At 28.9% G+C, this 17,710-nt stretch carries 12 protein-coding genes; 2 read left to right on the top strand and 10 right to left on the bottom strand.

Annotated elements, in window-relative coordinates; genetic code table 11:
• Positions 1 to 6 precede the first annotated feature (6 nt).
• The 8 genes from purF to surE all read right to left on the bottom strand — a co-directional run bounded on the left by purF (position 7) and on the right by surE (position 11,100).
• Positions 7 to 1,440, bottom strand: a complete 1,434-nt coding sequence (gene purF / locus H0H45_RS00775; RefSeq protein WP_185866714.1) for an amidophosphoribosyltransferase — start codon at positions 1,438 to 1,440, stop codon at positions 7 to 9.
• A gap of 38 nt (positions 1,441 to 1,478) precedes the next feature.
• On the bottom strand, positions 1,479 to 2,201 hold the full coding sequence (gene purC, locus H0H45_RS00770) for a phosphoribosylaminoimidazolesuccinocarboxamide synthase (RefSeq protein WP_317168687.1): 723 nt from the start codon (positions 2,199 to 2,201) through the stop codon (positions 1,479 to 1,481).
• Between the two features lie 2 nt (positions 2,202 to 2,203).
• On the bottom strand, positions 2,204 to 2,689 hold the full coding sequence (gene purE, locus H0H45_RS00765; protein ID WP_185866713.1) for a 5-(carboxyamino)imidazole ribonucleotide mutase: 486 nt from the start codon (positions 2,687 to 2,689) through the stop codon (positions 2,204 to 2,206).
• Positions 2,690 to 2,707: 18 nt separating this feature from the next.
• A complete protein-coding gene (locus H0H45_RS00760; RefSeq protein ID WP_185866712.1) occupies positions 2,708 to 6,439 on the bottom strand; it encodes a phosphoribosylformylglycinamidine synthase in 3,732 nt (1,243 codons plus the stop codon).
• Positions 6,440 to 6,457: 18 nt separating this feature from the next.
• The gene (gene purB / locus H0H45_RS00755; RefSeq protein WP_185866711.1) at positions 6,458 to 7,885 is read right to left on the bottom strand and encodes an adenylosuccinate lyase; all 1,428 of its coding nucleotides are present in this window, start codon (positions 7,883 to 7,885) and stop codon (positions 6,458 to 6,460) included.
• A 33-nt stretch (positions 7,886 to 7,918) separates the two neighbouring features.
• On the bottom strand, positions 7,919 to 9,226 hold the full coding sequence (locus tag H0H45_RS00750) for an adenylosuccinate synthase (RefSeq protein ID WP_185866710.1): 1,308 nt from the start codon (positions 9,224 to 9,226) through the stop codon (positions 7,919 to 7,921).
• 87 nt (positions 9,227 to 9,313) lie between these two features.
• Positions 9,314 to 10,279: a Holliday junction branch migration DNA helicase RuvB gene (gene ruvB, locus H0H45_RS00745; RefSeq protein WP_185866709.1), complete on the bottom strand. Its 966-nt coding sequence runs from the start codon at positions 10,277 to 10,279 to the stop codon at positions 9,314 to 9,316.
• Positions 10,280 to 10,296: 17 nt separating this feature from the next.
• On the bottom strand, positions 10,297 to 11,100 hold the full coding sequence (gene surE / locus H0H45_RS00740; protein WP_185866708.1) for a 5'/3'-nucleotidase SurE: 804 nt from the start codon (positions 11,098 to 11,100) through the stop codon (positions 10,297 to 10,299).
• A gap of 51 nt (positions 11,101 to 11,151) precedes the next feature.
• Between surE and H0H45_RS00735 the strand changes: the two genes are divergently transcribed.
• Positions 11,152 to 13,239: a carboxy terminal-processing peptidase gene (locus H0H45_RS00735; protein ID WP_185866707.1), complete on the top strand. Its 2,088-nt coding sequence runs from the start codon at positions 11,152 to 11,154 to the stop codon at positions 13,237 to 13,239.
• Here the strand turns inward: H0H45_RS00735 and gyrA are convergent.
• Positions 13,211 to 15,670: a DNA gyrase subunit A gene (gyrA, locus tag H0H45_RS00730; RefSeq protein WP_185866706.1), complete on the bottom strand. Its 2,460-nt coding sequence runs from the start codon at positions 15,668 to 15,670 to the stop codon at positions 13,211 to 13,213. The genes H0H45_RS00735 and gyrA overlap by 29 nt on opposite strands.
• A 45-nt stretch (positions 15,671 to 15,715) precedes the next feature.
• Entirely contained in the window at positions 15,716 to 16,786 is a 1,071-nt protein-coding gene (gene aroB / locus H0H45_RS00725; protein WP_185866705.1) for a 3-dehydroquinate synthase, read from the bottom strand.
• Between the two features lie 269 nt (positions 16,787 to 17,055).
• Here aroB and H0H45_RS00720 point away from each other — a divergent pair, with 269 nt between their 5' ends.
• Positions 17,056 to 17,709 carry a DedA family protein gene (locus tag H0H45_RS00720; protein WP_185866704.1) on the top strand — a complete coding sequence of 218 codons (654 nt, stop codon included), beginning with the start codon at positions 17,056 to 17,058 and terminating at the stop codon, positions 17,707 to 17,709.
• The last annotated feature ends 1 nt before the right edge of the window (position 17,710 follow it).

Genomic DNA, 17,710 nt, shown 5'->3' with positions numbered 1-17,710 from the left:
ATACAATCATTTTTCTTTATGAATAGGATACTTTCCAGTAAAACACCCAAAACAGTAATTTTTACCTCCAAGAATATCAATTAAATTGCTCATGCTTAAAAATTCTAAACTATCTACATTTAAAATTTTAGCAATTTTCTCTTTATCAATATTATATGAAATGAGATCCTTTCTACTTGGAGTATCTACTCCTAAATAACATGGAGCTATAATAGGTGGAGAAGCACTTCTAAAATGAATTTTTTTAGCTCCTGCTTTTCTTAAAATATAAACTAATCTCCGACTAGTAGTTCCACGAACAATGGAATCATCAATAATGACAATCCGTTTCCCTCTGATTTCATTTAAGATAGAATTAAGTTTGAGATTGACCATTTTTTCACGCATCTCTTTTTTAGGGATAATAAAAGATCTACCTATATATTTATTTTTCACTAAAATTGGTTTAAAAGGGATTCCAGATGCTTTAGAGTATCCAATAGATGCTGGAACTCCAGAATCTGGAACTCCAATAACCACATCTGCTTCTACTGGATGTTGCTCATAAAGTTTTTCTCCGCTTTTTTCCCGTATTTCATAAACATTTATATTCTCAATTAAAGAATCAGGACGTGAAAAATAAATATATTCAAAGGAACAAATTCTGCGTTTGGGATATTTCTCTTTTTTCAAAAGAGAGAATCGAATGGATTTTGTATCTACAATAGCTATTTCTCCTGGAAACAGATCTCTTATGTAATAACCTTCTACAGAATCTATTCCGCAAGTTTCTGAACTAAATATATAAGTGTTTTCATTCAGCATTCCATAACATAAAGGACGGATTCCATTTGGATCTCTAAATGCCGCTATTTTATTATTCATAAGAACTATTACAGAATAAGCTCCTTGAATATCTATAGTAGTTTTTTGAATAGCTATTTCTAAGTTATTATCATATTCCGATAAATATTTTTGTATCAAACGTAAGATCACTTCTGAATCCGAATATTCGGATATAAAAGTAACCCCTTTTGATTCTAAATTTTTACGAATTTTTTGAGCATTTATTAAATTTCCATTATGAACTATGGAAATGGTACTTCTCCCGTAGGGATCTTCTCCAAAAAATGGTTGAATGTTTTTTTTGCTCTGTCCTCCTTCTGTAGAATAACGTGTATGTCCAATAGCCGCATTTCCATGATAATATTCAGAATTCGAAATTTTTCGAAAAGAATCTAAAACAAGACCTTCACTTTTATGGGATAAAATAAAACCATCTCGTAAAACGGAAAAACCACAAGCTTCTTGACCTCTGTGTTGCAAGGCAAATAAACCAAACTGAATCAAAGAAAATGTATCAATTTTTTGAGGAGAATAAATACCAAAAATCCCGCACTCCTCATGAAACTTATCAGAAGATTTTTTTTGATTGAAAATAGGGAATAATTTAGATATCATCTTTCTTCTTTAAAGAAGATCTTTGTCCAGTGAATGGATTAACCTACATTCAGCCTTTTTAAGATTTCTATATAGGCATCCAAGACCTTTTCAGAAAATCCACTTCTAAATATATCTTTATCAAACTTTTCCCTTGTTTTTTTATCCCAAAGACGACAAGTATCAGGACTGATTTCATCAGAAAGAAAAATTTGATTTTTTGAATCCTTTCCAAATTCTATTTTAAAATCTACCAAGATAATATTTTTATCTAAAAAAAATTTTTTGAGAATATTGTTAATATTTGAAGTTATACGATAAGTGATATTTAATTCTTCATAAGAAATTAAACCTAAAAGAACTGCATGGTGATCATTAATCAATGGATCTTTGAGATTATCATTTTTATAAAAAATTTCAAAAATAGTATTCAATGGAATAGTTCCTTCTTTGACTCCTAAACGTTTTGAAATACTTCCAGAAAGAATATTACGAACAACAAATTCTAATGGAATGATATCTACTTTATGGCACAATTGTTCCCTATTATTTATTCTCCGAATAAAATGAGTTTTTAGACCATAAGAATTAAGAAATTTAAAGATAAATGTGGTGATTTCATTATTCAAAATTCCTTTATCTTGTAAGAAATCTTTTTTTAATCCATCCAAAGCCGTTATGCTATCTTTATAATGAATAATGACTTCATGCGGGTTCTCTGTAGCATATATTTTTTTTGTTTTTCCTTCTAATAAAAGCTCTTTTTTAATTATTTTTCTCATAATCAGAAATATTTCTTCATTTCATTCACTAATCTTTCTCTCCTTTCCATTCTGAATTTTAGTAATAATTTTTTGATTTCGTTATATTTTATAGATAATATATGAATGGCTAATAAGGCAGCATTATAGGCATTATTGATTCCAACTGTAGCGACGGGAACATCCTTAGGCATTTGTATCATGGAAAAAAGAGCGTCTAGTCCTCCTAACAATCCATTATGAGAATGAATTGGAACTCCGATAACAGGTAAAATAGTTTTTGAAGAAATTATTCCTGGTAAATGAGCAGACAAACCAGCTCCAGCAATAATTAATTCCATTCCCTTTTTAGATTCAATTTTTTTTATTGTATTTGATAGTATATCGGGTAAACGATGTGCAGATATCACATAAGTTTGATTATTTATATTAAATTTATTTAATACTTCTTCCGCTATTTTCATAGTCGATTTATCGGATATACTTCCACAAAATATAGCCACTTTCATATTTATAATTTTTCTATTTTATAGAAAATATTGTACTGCATTTTTAAAAATGGAATGTTCATGAATATTCGGGATGTTTTTTAACAATCCATGATTATAACGCTCTGGATGAGTCATTCTTCCATAAATCTTTCCATTTTCACTTAATAGGCCTTCTACAGCTCCAATGGATCCATTAGGATTATAACCCCTTTCTAAGGTAGGAACCCCTTGTAAATCTACATATTGCGTAGCTATTTGATTTTTTTTGAATAAAATTTTAGTTATTTTTTCACTAGCATAAAATCTTCCTTCACTATGAGATATTGGAATAGTGTATATTTTATTTTTCATCCCATTTAACCATGGAGACTTGTCAGTAATGACTTTTATATGAACACATTGAGATACATGTTTTCCTATTTCATTATAGGTAAGTGTAGGAGAATTTGAATTCCGTAAGCCTATTTTTCCATCAGGTAACAATCCAGATTTTATGAGAGCTTGAAACCCGTTACAAATACCTAAAATCAATCCATCTTGATCAAGAAAGTATTGAACCGCGTCTTTGACGTATGGATTATGTAAAATAGACGTAATAAACTTCGCAGCACCATCAGGTTCATCTCCAGCGCTAAATCCCCCACAAAGCATAAATATTTGTACAGTTCTTATATATTTTTCCATTTTATCTATGGATTCTTCAATATCTTTATTTTTTAAGTTCTTAAATACAAAAGTTTTGATCATCGCACCTTCTTTTTTAAAAGCGTGAATAGATTCCCATTCACAATTTGTTCCAGGAAATATTGGAATAAATACACGTGGTGTTACTTTTTTTTTGGATTTCCATCTTAATGGAAAAATATCTTCTTTTCCATTTTCATAAAGATTGATTCTATGAGATGTTTTTCGATGATTGATCTGATTATTAGAAAAAATAGGAGTTAAAGTTTTTTCCCAATTTTCTACTGCCTCATTTATATCAATAAATATTCCATTAAAATTTAAGCTTTTAGAAGCTACAACTTCTCCTATTAAAATGAAATCTTCTGAAAGAGAAGAAGTGGATTCTATAATTAATGAACCTATGCTGATTTCAAATAAAGGATTTACAGAACGGATAACAACTCCTAAACGATTTCCAAAAGCCATTTTTGCTATAGATACAGAAATTCCTCCGTCTTTCACCGTTTTTACGGATACAATAGATCTGGAACAAATGCCTTCATAAACTTGATCATATGCCTTTTTCAAAGAATAAAAATCTGGCATTTCGTTTTTTAATGGTTTGTGATGATACAAATATATTTTATTCCCTATATTTTTCAATTCTGGAGATACAATATTTGAAAAGTCTTCTGTCGTCACTCCAAAAGCTATTAATGTTGGCGGAACGTGTAGGTTTTTATATGTTCCTGACATGCTATCTTTTCCTCCAATAGACGCTAAATTAAATGACCTTTGAGCATGATAAGCTCCTAATAAAGAAGAAAATGGCTTTCCCCAATCTTCTGGATTATTTCCTAATTTTTTGTAATATTCTTGAAAACTGAAATAGATATTTCTGTAAGAGCCTCCCATAGAAACAATTTTAGAAATACATTCTACTACAGCATATGCTCCTCCATGAAGAGGACTCCAAGTAGAAATTTCAGGATGAAAACCCCAAGTAGCTAAACTAACAGTCCTCGTATTTCCTTGTAAAACAGGTATCTTATGAACACTTCCTTCAGATGGAGTCATTTGATACTTCCCTCCAAAAGGCATCAATATAGTAGTCCCTCCTACAGTACTATCGAACATTTCTACTAAACTTTTTTGAGATGCAATATTTAATTGAGAAAGAGTTTTTAAGAAGATTTTTTTACTGAAAGGAATATTTTTTGATTTTTGAAAAGGAGAAATAGTAGTTGGAGAGGTAACATGAACCACCTGTTTTTTATTCAATCCTCCTGTATTTAGAAAAGAACTTTTCAAGTTCAAAAGTTCTTTTCGTTTATGAGAGAATATTATTCTATTATTATCAGTTATTATAGCAATAGGAACGGAGAGTATATTTTCTTCATGAGCTAATTTCATAAATTTTTTTACATCTGATGGATCTAATACAACGGCCATACGTTCTTGAGATTCTGAAAGAGCAATTTCTATTGCTTCTAAATCCGCATGTTTTATAGTAGGTATTTTATCTAAATGAAGAACTAAACTATTGCTCAATTCTCCAATAGCAACAGAAGCTCCTCCTGCTCCAAAATCATTGCACTTTTTAATTAAAGATATAACTTCTTTTTTTCGAAAAAATCTTTGAATTTTTCTTTTTATTATTGGGTTTCCTTTTTGAACCTGAATATTTTCAAATGAATTTTTTAATTCATATTCTTTAGAAGAGGCCGTAGCACCTCCCATTCCATCCCTTCCTGTTAATCCACCCATCAACAAAATAATGTCTCCCTTTTTTGGTTTTTCTTGTTTAACTCCATCAACTGCAACAGCACCAACTACCATTCCTACCTCCATTCTTTTAGCTCTATAACCTTCATGATAGATTTCTTGAATATGAGAAGTAGCCACCCCAACTTGATTTCCATAAGAACTATAACCATAAGCGGATTCATAGCATATTTTGTATTGCGGAATTTTTCCATACAATGTTTTTTTCTCAATAGGATTTGAAGCTCCACTTAATCTAATTGATTGATATACGACTCCACGACAAGATAAAGAATCCCGAATAGCACCTCCTATACAAGTAGAAGCGCCACTAAAAGGGTCAATTTCCGTAGGATGATTATGAGTTTCATTTTTAAATAAAAGATACCATTTTTCTTTTTTTTTACTATCTAGAATATCTACATCTACCATAATTATACAAGCATTATGTTCGTGAGAACATACATAGTTTTTTAATTTTCCTTTCTTAAAAAGAACTTTAGAAGGAAGATTAGATAGATCCATCAAATTTATAGGAAGTTCTGATCTTCCTATTGATTTCCTATCCCTTAAATACTCATTAAAAATATTCTGATATGTATCTTTAAATATTCCATCAAATGTTATGTCCACTAATGTAGTCAAAAAAGTAGTATGACGACAATGATCCGACCAATAGGTATCTAAAATCCTAAGTTCTCCTTCTGTAGGATCACGATTTTCTTTAGCAAAGTATTGCTGTATAAAAAACAAATCCTTTAGTTTAATAGAAAAACCCCACCTTTTATGAAAATTTTTCATTTCTTCATGATTAAAATGAATAAATTTATTGACCATTCTATGAGGATCTTTACCTATTCTTTTTTTTGATTTCTCAAAAAAAGTGAAATCCATTTCATGAAGATTCTTTTCTTTCCAAATATGGGGATTCATGCAATGTTTTTTAATCTTATGAAGATCCTTTTCTTTTTCTTTCTTTTTCATTCCGATCAATTCAATTAATTGACCCGTTTTTATAAAAACTGTAGATAGAGGATCTATAATTTTTATACATTGCATAGCCGCGTCTGCACGTGGATCATATTTTCCTGGTAAATATTCTATAGAAAAATATGGATTTTTTAAATGTATTTCTTTATGTAAAATATCCGTTACAGGATCAACAAAAATTTTATAGAGACTATCTATAAAAACTTCTTTTTTTATACGAAAAATATCATAAATATGATAAATAATCACTTGAGATAACGAAATCTCCATATTTTTCAATTCCTGATATAATTTTCTAGAATCAATATCAAAAGAAACTTTTTTTTGTATATAAATTCTGAAATTCATTAAAAATATAGAAATTTTCTAAACTTTTAAATCCATATTTGAATCAATCAAATGATAAAATCGATCTAAGATAGGATTGACCTTTTTCTCAATAAATTCTATAGATTGTTCTGACGAGAATCCAATAAAATTCTTCGGGTTAAACATTTGATTTATTTTTTCTTTGTTAATAGGTATTTTTTGATCATCTAAAATACGTTGTAAAAAATCATTTTTTTTTCCTTCTAACTTGATTTTAGAATTGGTCTTCATAGAATGAATTCTAATTCTTTCATGAATTTCTTGTCTATCTGCTCCATTTTTTACACTTTCTACAATAATAGATTCCGTCATTAAAAATGGAAGTTCTTGATCTATATGTTTTTCAATCATTTTAGGATATACCACTATATTTTCTAATATATTATTCCAAATTGTTAAAATAGCATCTGTAGCTAAGAAGGATTGAGCAATTACTAATCTTTTATTAGCTGAATCATCTAATGTTCTTTCCAACCATTGAGTAGCTGCAACCATAGCTGAACTATTTGATAGAGAAATCACATATTTTGCTAAAGAGGCTATCCGTTCACTACGCACTGGATTTCGTTTATATGCCATGGCACTAGATCCAATTTGCTCTTTTTCAAATGGTTCTTCCATTTCTTTTAAGTTTTGCAGTAAACGTAAATCATTGCTAAATTTATGAGAAGATTGAGAAATATTAGACAATAAATTTAATATTTGTGCATCTACTTTCCTATCATAAGTTTGACCTGTAACAGGAAAAACTTTTTCAAATCCAAATTGATTGGAGATTTCTTTTTCCAAATCTTTGACTTTTTGTATATCTCCATCAAATAATTCTTTGAAACTAGCGGATGTCCCTACTGTCCCCTTTACTCCTCTGAAATTCATATTTCTTAATCTAAATTCTAATTCTTCTACGTCCAATAATAAACTTTGCATCCACAAAGAAGAACGTTTTCCTACAGTAGTTAATTGAGCAGGTTGATAATGGGTAAAAGCTAAAGTAGGGGTGTCATGATATTCTAAGGTAAAATTCCTAAGTCGAAAGAGAACATTAACTAATTTCTTAAGAAGGATCTCTAATCCATCACGGATGAGAATCAGATCTGTATTGTCTACTAAAAAAGCACTTGTGGCTCCTAAATGAATAATAGGTTTAGCTAGAATTGCTTTTTCTCCAAAAGCATATAAATGTGCCATAACATCATGACGGAATTTTTTTTCATAAAAAAAAACTCTATTCCAATCAATATCATCTAAATGATTTTTTAAGTCATTTATTTGTTCATTACTAATGTTTAAACCTAATTTTTTTTGGCTTTCTGCTAAAGCTAACCAAAGTTTTCTCCAGGTGAGAAATTTTTTTTTTGGAGAAAAATTATACAACATTTCTTGACTACTGTATCGTTCTACCAAAGGATTTTTATATTCTTTCACAAAAATATTTTTTATTAATCGGTTTATTTCTAGCTAGGAAAATATTTTAAAAAAGGAAGATTTATCTTTGATTATATTTTGACTTCTTTCAGATCCCACAGAAATTAATAGAATATCCAAATTTAGATAACTTTCAATAAAATTAATATATTTTTTGCAATTTTTTGGTAATTCTTCATATTCATGAATTTGAGAAATATTTTGTTTCCAACCAGGAAAATCCATATAAATAGCTTCTACTTTTTCTTCAAACAATTCTATATTTGCTGGAAAATTTTGAAGAATATTTCCACGAATCCTGTATTTTACACAGACTTTGATAGTTTCTAATTGACTTAAAACATCTAATTTTGTAATGATTAAATAATTAATTCCGTTTATCATACAAGAATATTTTAGAGAGAACAAATCTAACCATCCACACCTTCTTGGTCTTTTTGTAGTGGCTCCATATTCTTTTCCTTTTTCTCTGATGAAATGACTCATATCTTTATTTTTAATTTCTGTAGGAAATGGTCCATATCCTACACGGGTACAATAAGCTTTTGCTATTCCGAGAAAATTTTTTAAGAAAGTGGGTGGCACCCCAGATCCTACACAAACTCCTCCTGTAGAAGTTGAAGAAGTGGTTACATATGGATATGTACCATAATTGATGTCTAGTAGCATAGCTTGAGCTCCCTCAAAAAGAATTTTTTTTTCTTCATGAAAAGCTCTATGAATTTCATGTACAGCGTCAATAATACGTGGATGAAGTTCTTTAGCATATTCCATATATTCTTCGTATATTTCTTCGAAAGAAATAGGGTTTCTTTTATATATTTTTGTTATAATCTGATTTTTATAATCAATGTTTTCCTTTAATTTCCTATAAAAAATTTTTTGATTTAAAAAATCTAAAACCCGTATACCCATACGGGCTATTTTATCTTCATAAGTAGGACCAATTCCACGATGTGTAGTTCCAATAGATTTATTTCCTAATGATTCTTCCTTGTATTTATCTAAAAGACGATGGTATGGCATAGTGAGATGTGCTCTTTTTGCCAAAAAAATTTGAGAGGTATTGATTCCTATTGATTCTATATCTTTTATTTCTTGAATTAAAGATCTAGGATCAATAACTACTCCAGGACCTATAATACATTTAACAGAAGGATAAACTACTCCAGAAGGAATTGAATGAAGAATAAAATAACGATTATTAATGTGAATAGAATGACCTGAATTATTTCCTCCTTGATAACGAATTACATAATTTGAATTTTTGGAAAAAAGATCTGTAATTTTTCCTTTTCCCTCGTCACCCCATTGGAGACCAACAAGAACATTTGAAGGCATGATATTTTTTTATAATTTGAGACTTTTAACAAAGTTAATTTTATAAATAGATAAAAACAAAAATCTTTCAACTCAATTTTCTATCATTTATCTTCTGTCAAAATCTCGTTTAAGATGTCTATAAGCTAATAATGTTGCTTTTCTACCTCGAGGGGTTCTTACTAAATATCCTTCTTGAATAAGAAAAGGTTCATAAACTTCTTCTATAGTATCAGGATTTTCATTGACAGCTGTTGCTATCGTATTTATTCCCACTGGGCCTCCTTTAAAATAATCTATAATAGATGTAAGGATTCTGTTATCCATTTCGTCTAATCCATATTTATCCACATTAAGTGCTTGTAATCCTAAATCACAAATATGAATATCTATGGTCCCGTTTCCTTTTATTTGAGCAAAATCACGAACTCTACGAAGTAGAGCATTAGCTATGCGTGGAGTTCCTCTACTTCGATTAGCAATTTCATAAGAGGCTTCTTCAGTTATTGAAATATTTAATGTTTTTGCTCTTCTAGCTACAATGTCCTTTAATAATTCTTTTCTGTAATAGGTTAACCGACTATTAATTCCAAATCTAGAACGCATAGGAGCTGTTAATAATCCAGATCTTGTGGTAGCTCCTATTAAAGTAAAAGGAGATAAATCAATTTGAACTGATCTGGCATTAGATCCAGAATTAATTATAATATCTATTTTATAATTTTCCATAGCAGAATATAAATATTCTTCCACTATAGGTGATAGACGATGAATTTCATCAATAAACAGAACATCATTTGACTTTAAATGAATGAGTAATCCTGCTAAATCCCCTGGTTTATCTAAAACAGATCCTGAAGTAACAGTGATTTTAACATCTAATTCATTGGCAACTATATGAGCTAGCGTAGTTTTTCCTAATCCTGGAGGTCCATGAAATAGGATATGATCCAAAGACTCTTTTCTTTTTTTAGCAGCTTGAATAAAAATTTTTAAATTATCTAATATATCCTTTTGTCCAACAAAATCTTGAAATTTTTTTGGATTCAAAGTTCTTTCTACAAGAGATGACACGATTTATAAAGTTTTTTTTAAAATGATTTCCAAAAAAACATGAACAATATGAAATTCCAAGATCTTAAAATATTTAAAATTGAATAATCTGTGAAATCGAATTTAATAGGAACCACAGAAACATATCCATTTTTTAAAGCCCATTCATCCGTATCTGATTCTTTATCAAAATTAATAAAATCTCCTACTAACCAATAATAAGCTCTTCCTTTTGGATTATAACGTTGATCAAAACTTTCTTTCCATTTAGCTTCTGCCTGTCTGCATATTTTAATCCCTCTAATTTCTTCTTTTCTCAATTTTGGAATATTCACATTGAGACTAAGGATTCCTTTTTTCATGGGATTCTGAAGAATTTTTTTTACAATTTTCCATACATATTTTTTGGATGGTTCAAAATCTGCATCCCAATCAAAATCTAAAAGAGAAAAACCAACTGATGGAATTCCTTCTATTCCAGCTTCTATTACCGCAGAAATTGTTCCAGAATACATGATATTTATGGAAGAATTTGATCCATGATTAATTCCAGATACACAGATATCCGGTTTTTTTGGAAGAATGTGATTGATTGCTAATTTCACACAGTCTACAGGAGTTCCTGAACATTCCCATTCTTTTTGGATTCCATTGTCAATCTTTACAGAATCACAATAAACAACTGTATCCATAGTTATAGCATGTCCTATTCCAGATTTAGGTTTATTTGGAGCGACCACATATACATCTCCTAAAGAATTCATCGTATGAACAAGAGTTCGAATTCCAGGAGCTATAATCCCATCATCATTTGTTACTAAAATAATTGGTTTGTTTTTCATTTTTTCATCTAGGATCTAGATATTTGTAATTTTATTATTTATTGTATTAGTATGATCGTAGATTCAATTAAAAATTTTAAGTATATAATAATTGGTTTTATTTTTACTTTTTTATTAAGTTTCTGTTCTCCAAAAGGAGAAGAAGAAACACATCGTATCATATTAAAAACTATATATCAAACGCTCTATTTTTTACATCCTAATCCTATTAAAATTAATAATGAATTTTCAAAAAAAGTATATAAGCAATATTTTTCAAATTTAGATTTTCAAAAACGTTTTTTCTTACAAAAAGATTTAGAAGATATTTCTTTTTATAGAGAAAAACTAGACGAATCTTGGATTCATGGAGATCCCACTTTTTTTAACATTATAATGAAATGTTTTTCTCAAAGAATAAAAGAAGTAGAGAATATCTGTTATAAGATTTTAAAAAAACCTTTTAATTTTCATAAAAAAGAAGTATATATTCCTGGAGAACAGAAAATTTATTATCCTAAAAATAAAAAAGAATGGATAGAAGAGTGGAGAAAGTATCTAAAATATTTGACTTTGATGGAAATAGTTTCTCCACAAGAAGGAAATATTTGGAAATCCACAAAAAAAAATGTCAGATGGATGAACCAGGAAAAAAAAGCAAGAAAAAAGGTAGAGGAACATATGCAAGAATATTTTAGAAAATTAAAAATGAAAAAAAAAACAGACTGGTTTTCCATGTACGTAAATACTATTACCTCGCAATATGATCCTCATACTAACTATTTTTCTCCTAAAGAAAAGGAAAATTTTGATTTTAATATATCTGGAAAAACAGAAGGAATTGGAGTTGAATTGCAAGATCATAAAGGTTATGCCACCATTGTAAAACTTCTTGTTGGTGGACCCGCATGGAAGAGTAAAAAAATAGAAGTAGGAGATAAAATTATTAGAGTGGCAAAAGATATAAATTCAGAATCCAAAAATATTATTGGAATGTTATTGGAAAATTCAATTCGTCTTATAAGAGGAAAAAAAGGAAGTAAAGTGAAATTAACAATTCAAAAAAAAGATGGTTCTATAAAAGAAGTCATCCTCATTAGGGATGTTATTGAAAAAAAAGAAATTTTTGCAAAAAGTGTCACAATATTGGATAATGAGAATAAGTATGGGTTGATATTCTTACCAGAATTTTATTTTAATCCTGAAAATAAAGACGGAAGAAATGCGGCTAAAGATATGAAAAAGATTATTCAAGAACTAAAAAAGGAAAAAATAAAAGGTTTGATTATAGATATCAGAAATAATGGAGGAGGATCATTAGAAACTGTTATAGAAATTGCTGGTTTCTTTTTGGGAAAAGTTCCTATAGTACAAGTAGGTATTTCTTCTGGAAGAAAGAAAATACTAAAAAATAACAATCATGAACTGCTTTGGAAAGGGCCGCTTGTTATTTTAGTTAATGAATTATCAGCATCCGCTTCAGAAATTCTTGCTGCGTCTATAGCCGATTATCAAAGAGGAATTATTGTTGGTGGCTATCAAACCTATGGAAAGGGGACAGTTCAAACCTTTTATCCCTTAAATAGATTTCTTTTTTCTAAAAAAGAATTGGGAGCCTTAAAATTCACTATGAATAAATTTTATCGTATCAATGGGAGTTCTACTCAATTAAAGGGGGTCAATCCAGATATAGTTATTCCAAATAATATTTCTTGCTTAGTTAAAGGAATGGAAAAGGACCAACCAAATTCTATGATGTGGGATCGGATTGATTCTATTTCTTACAAACCATGGAAAGGAAAAATAGATTTAGAAAAAATAAAGTGGAAAAGTATCAATCGTTTGAAAAAATATCAGGATATGATGACCATATATCAAACCATACAATTATTAGAAAAAAATTTTTTGAATAAAAAATATATTCCTCTAAATTGGAAAGATTTTTGGGATGAAAATTTAAAAATGCAAAAAATAAATGCAAATTTTCAATCATTAAAGAATTACTTGAATATATATGAATTACGAAATTATCCTCCTTCTTACCAAATCATCTCAAAACTTGACAAAGAATGGAAAAAAAATTTGTTGAACGATTTTCATATAGAAGAATGTATAAATATTTTACGAGATTTTAATGAAAATCCATTATTGGATGACTAACTTTTTCAACATCTGCAATCTCGTCTTTTTCTTTTAGGTTAATTAACCTTACCCCTTGGGTATCCCTTCCCATTACTCGTATATCTGATACAGAAATACGAATAATTATTCCGGATTTTTTAATGATCATTAGATCATCTTGATTCGTGACATGTTTTATAGAAATTAAACTACCTGTTTTTTGAGTGATATTTATTGTTTTGATTCCTTTCCCCCCACGATTGGTTATCCGATAATTTTTTAGATTAGTTCTTTTCCCAAATCCTTTTTCCGAAACAACTAATAAATATCCTTTTTCCTGTCCTTCTACACATACCATTCCAATTACAGTATCCTCTGATGAAATAGATAAATCAATTCCTCTTACTCCAGAAGAATTTCTTCCAGTAACACGAACTTTTTTTTCTGAAAAACGAATTATTTTTCCACTTCTTACAGCAATAAAAACATGACTATTTCCCTTGGTTAAGATGGCTTCTAATAAAGAATCTCCTTGACGAATCACAATAGCATTAATTCCATCTTTTCTAGGACGTGAGTAGTTTTCTAAAGAAGTTTTTTTAATAATTCCTTTTTGAGTAACCATCATCACGTAATGATTTTGTACATACTTTTTATTTTTTAAATCTCCAGTTAATATATAGGCATTTACTTTATCATCTGGTGGCAATTGAATCATATTTTGGATAGCTCTTCCTTTAGATATTTTTGATCTCTCTGGAATTTCATAAACTCTTAACCAAAAACATTTTCCTTTTTCTGTGAAAAAAAGCAAATATTGATGATTTGTAGCTATGAGAAGATGTTTGAAAAAATCAGACTCTCTAGCAGAAGCCCCCCGATTTCCTATCCCACCTCTTCCTTGACATTTGTATTCGGATAAAGAAGTTCTTTTAATATATCCTGCATGAGAAATAGTGAGAACGACCTGTTCATCTTCAATAAGATCTTCTATGTGCACTTCACTTCCCAAGTAATCTATTTCTGTTCTCCGTTGATCTTGATATTTATCTTGAATATCTAAAAGTTCTTGTTTGATAATTTTCATTCGTATAGAATGTTGTATTAACACATTTTTTAAATATGCTATTTTCTTTACTAATTCTTCATATTCTTTTTTTATTTTCTCTAACTCTAAAGAAGTCAGATTTTGTAAACGCATATCTAAAATAGATCTAGATTGATTTTCAGATAAATTAAACATTTGAATGAGTCTATTACAAGCCTCATGATGATCTTTGGATTCTTTAATTAATTCAATCATTTTATCTAAATGATCTAATATAGTTAGAAAACCTGTCAAAGTATGAACACGATCTTTACATTTATTCAATTCGTATTGAGTACGACGAATAATAACATCCTGTCGATGGTCAACAAAATGTTTGATAAGATCTTTAATATTTAGTTGAACCGGCTTTCCTTTAACTAAAGCAATGTTATTTACATTAAAATAAGTTTGCAAAGAGGTATATTTGAATAAATTATTCAATAATATATGAGGATTCGTATTCTGTTTAAGCAGATAGACTATACGTAACCCATTTCTATCAGATTCATCACGAATCTGATAAATCCCCTCCATTTTCCCTTCTCTCATTAATTCTACAGTTTTAGTAAGCATTTCTGCTTTATTTACTTGATAGGGAATTTCATCCACAATAATACATTGCCTTCCCTGAATTTCTTCCAAATGAACTTTAGCACGTAAGACGATACGTCCTCTTCCAGTATAAAAAGCTTTTTTCACTCCCTCATATCCATAAATAATTCCACCCGTAGGAAAATCAGGAGCTTTAATATATTCCATTATCTTTTCTACAGATATTTGATCATTCTCAATATAAGCGAAAATAGCTTGGATCGTTTCTTTTAAATTATGAGGAGGAATATTGGTCGCCATCCCAACAGCAATTCCAGAAGATCCATTAATCAAAAGATTCGGAATTCTTGTAGGTAAAACTGTAGGTTCTTCTATAGAATCATCAAAATTCAATTGCATATCTACTGTTTCTTTTTTGATGTCCAATAACATCTCTTCAGATATTTTTTTCATTCTCACTTCTGTATAACGCATTGCTGCAGGTGGATCTGCATCTAATGAACCAAAATTTCCTTGTCCATCTATCAATGGATAACGAAGAGTCCATTTTTGTGCCATACGAACCATTGTTTCATAAACAGAAATGTCTCCATGTGGATGATACTTTCCCAATACTTCTCCAACAATACGAGCCGATTTTTTATAAGGATTTTTCGAAAAAATTCCTAATTGATACATTCCATATAATACTCTTCTATGTACAGGTTTTAAACCATCTCTAGCATCAGGAAGAGCTCTGGATACAATAACCGACATAGAGTAATCTATGTAAGATGATTTCATTTCATCTTCAATATTAATAGGAATTAATTTTTCTCCTTCATTCATTTTATAAACATTATGGTATTCATCAAGATAAAATACATTTTTTTCTTAAATTTGTAAAAAACTTTCTTTGATTAAGGAATAAGGAACATGACAATTATACAAACAATTTCCTATTGTTTTTAATAAGGAAAATTGAATTTTATTTCTATCGTTTTTTTTATCATGTTCCATGATGGAGAATATTTTATTCATTTCTAAATCTGATAGATTTTGTATAGGATATAATTCAGAAAGAATGGATTTTATTTCTTGATAACTATTCATAGACAATCCATTTACTTTATATGATAACCATGATTCAGAGACCATTCCCATAGCTACAGCTACACCATGTATAAGTTTTCCTTTTTGATAATTCATAAAATAGCTTTCCAAAGCATGACCAATAGTATGTCCAAAATTCAGGATTTTTCTTAATCCTTTTTCTTTAGGGTCTTTTTCCACGATTTTATTTTTTATTAATATGGATTTATGAATTAAATCTCCCCATTGAGAATAAGATTTTCTATAATCATCCATGGTAGAGGATTTCATATTAATCCAAAATTTTTCATCTGCAATCAATCCATGTTTAAACATTTCAGCTTTTCCTGAAATAAATTCCTTTTCAGGAAGAGTTTTTAAAAAATGAGGATCAATAATTAAAAATTCTGGAGAATAAAAAGAACCTATTTCATTTTTAATGGATTCTAAATTAACTCCTGTTTTATCTCCTACAGATGCATCAACCATTCCTAATAACGTAGTAGGAATATTAATAAAACGAACTCCTCTTTTAAATACAGATGCTACAAATCCACCTATATCTGTAATGACTCCTCCTCCTAAATTAATAATTAAACTATTTCTATTAGCCTTAAAATTTTCTAGATTTTTCCATATTTGAATGCAGGTATAAATATTCTTTTCCTTTTCTCCTGGTTTAATTTGAATTATATTAGATTTTTCTAACAATTTTGCATGAGAAAGAAGGATAGGAAGACAATGAATATTGGTATAATGATCTACTAAAATAAATGTATTTCTTATCGATTCTACCTGATCAAGTAGATAATTTTCCAATATTTTATAGCCTTCTTCATTAAAATAAGAAATTTTTCTCTTATCAGACAACATACATGTGTTTTTTTATTTAACCAAATTAATCAATAAAATAAAATATTTTGGATAACCAAAAAATTAAAAAGAGGATAAAAACTATTATGAAAAATATATTTGGTCCCCATCCTAAAATATTAATAATTTTGAAAAAGTACTCCATAAAAATCAGATTAATATCTGTAAAAATAAATATTTTAGACCTATATTTTGAGAATATTCCTAAATAAAAAACGGAAATCTTTAACTTTGTTTTTATTGAAATACAATCATATTCGTTATTGAGAATGTCAGATATTTGGGATTTTTTTCAGCATTTATTCAATCCTAGATGGATTTTTTTCTATTTTGGAAATACCGCTTTATTTATTCTTTTGGCAATTGTTTTTGCAGAGACTGGTTTTTTTATTGGTTTTTTTTTACCAGGGGATTCTTTATTATTTACTGCCGGAATTTTCGGAAAAGATTTATGCAAAAATTTTTATAATGTCCCATTTTTTGTAATTATTTTAATTGTAGCAGGAGTAGCTATTCTTGGGAATATGCAAGGGTATTGGTTGGGGTATAAATCTGGAAATTTATTGTATAAAAAAAAAGATACCTTTCTTTTTAAGAAAAAACATCTCCTTATAGCCAAATTATTTTATAATAAATATAAAACTACAGCATTGATTATGAGTCGATTTCTTCCAATGTTTCGAACTTTTGCTCCCATTGTTGCAGGGGCAATTCGTGTTGATTTTAAAAAATTTATGATCTATAATATTATAGGAGCACTAGCTTGGACTTTTTCTATCATGTTAGCTGGACACTATCTAGACAGAAGGTTTCCAGAACTTAAAAATCACTTGGAATGGATTGTTTTACTCATTGTTTTAATAACCACATTTCCAGTGTTTCTGAAACTTAAAATCAGAAAAAAGAAAAAAGTTCTCATTTAAA

It is taken from the genome of Blattabacterium cuenoti (genome assembly GCF_014252095.1).
In the GTDB taxonomy this organism is placed as follows: domain Bacteria; phylum Bacteroidota; class Bacteroidia; order Flavobacteriales; family Blattabacteriaceae; genus Blattabacterium; species Blattabacterium cuenoti_F.
This window is presented reverse-complemented; position numbering and strand designations above follow the sequence as displayed.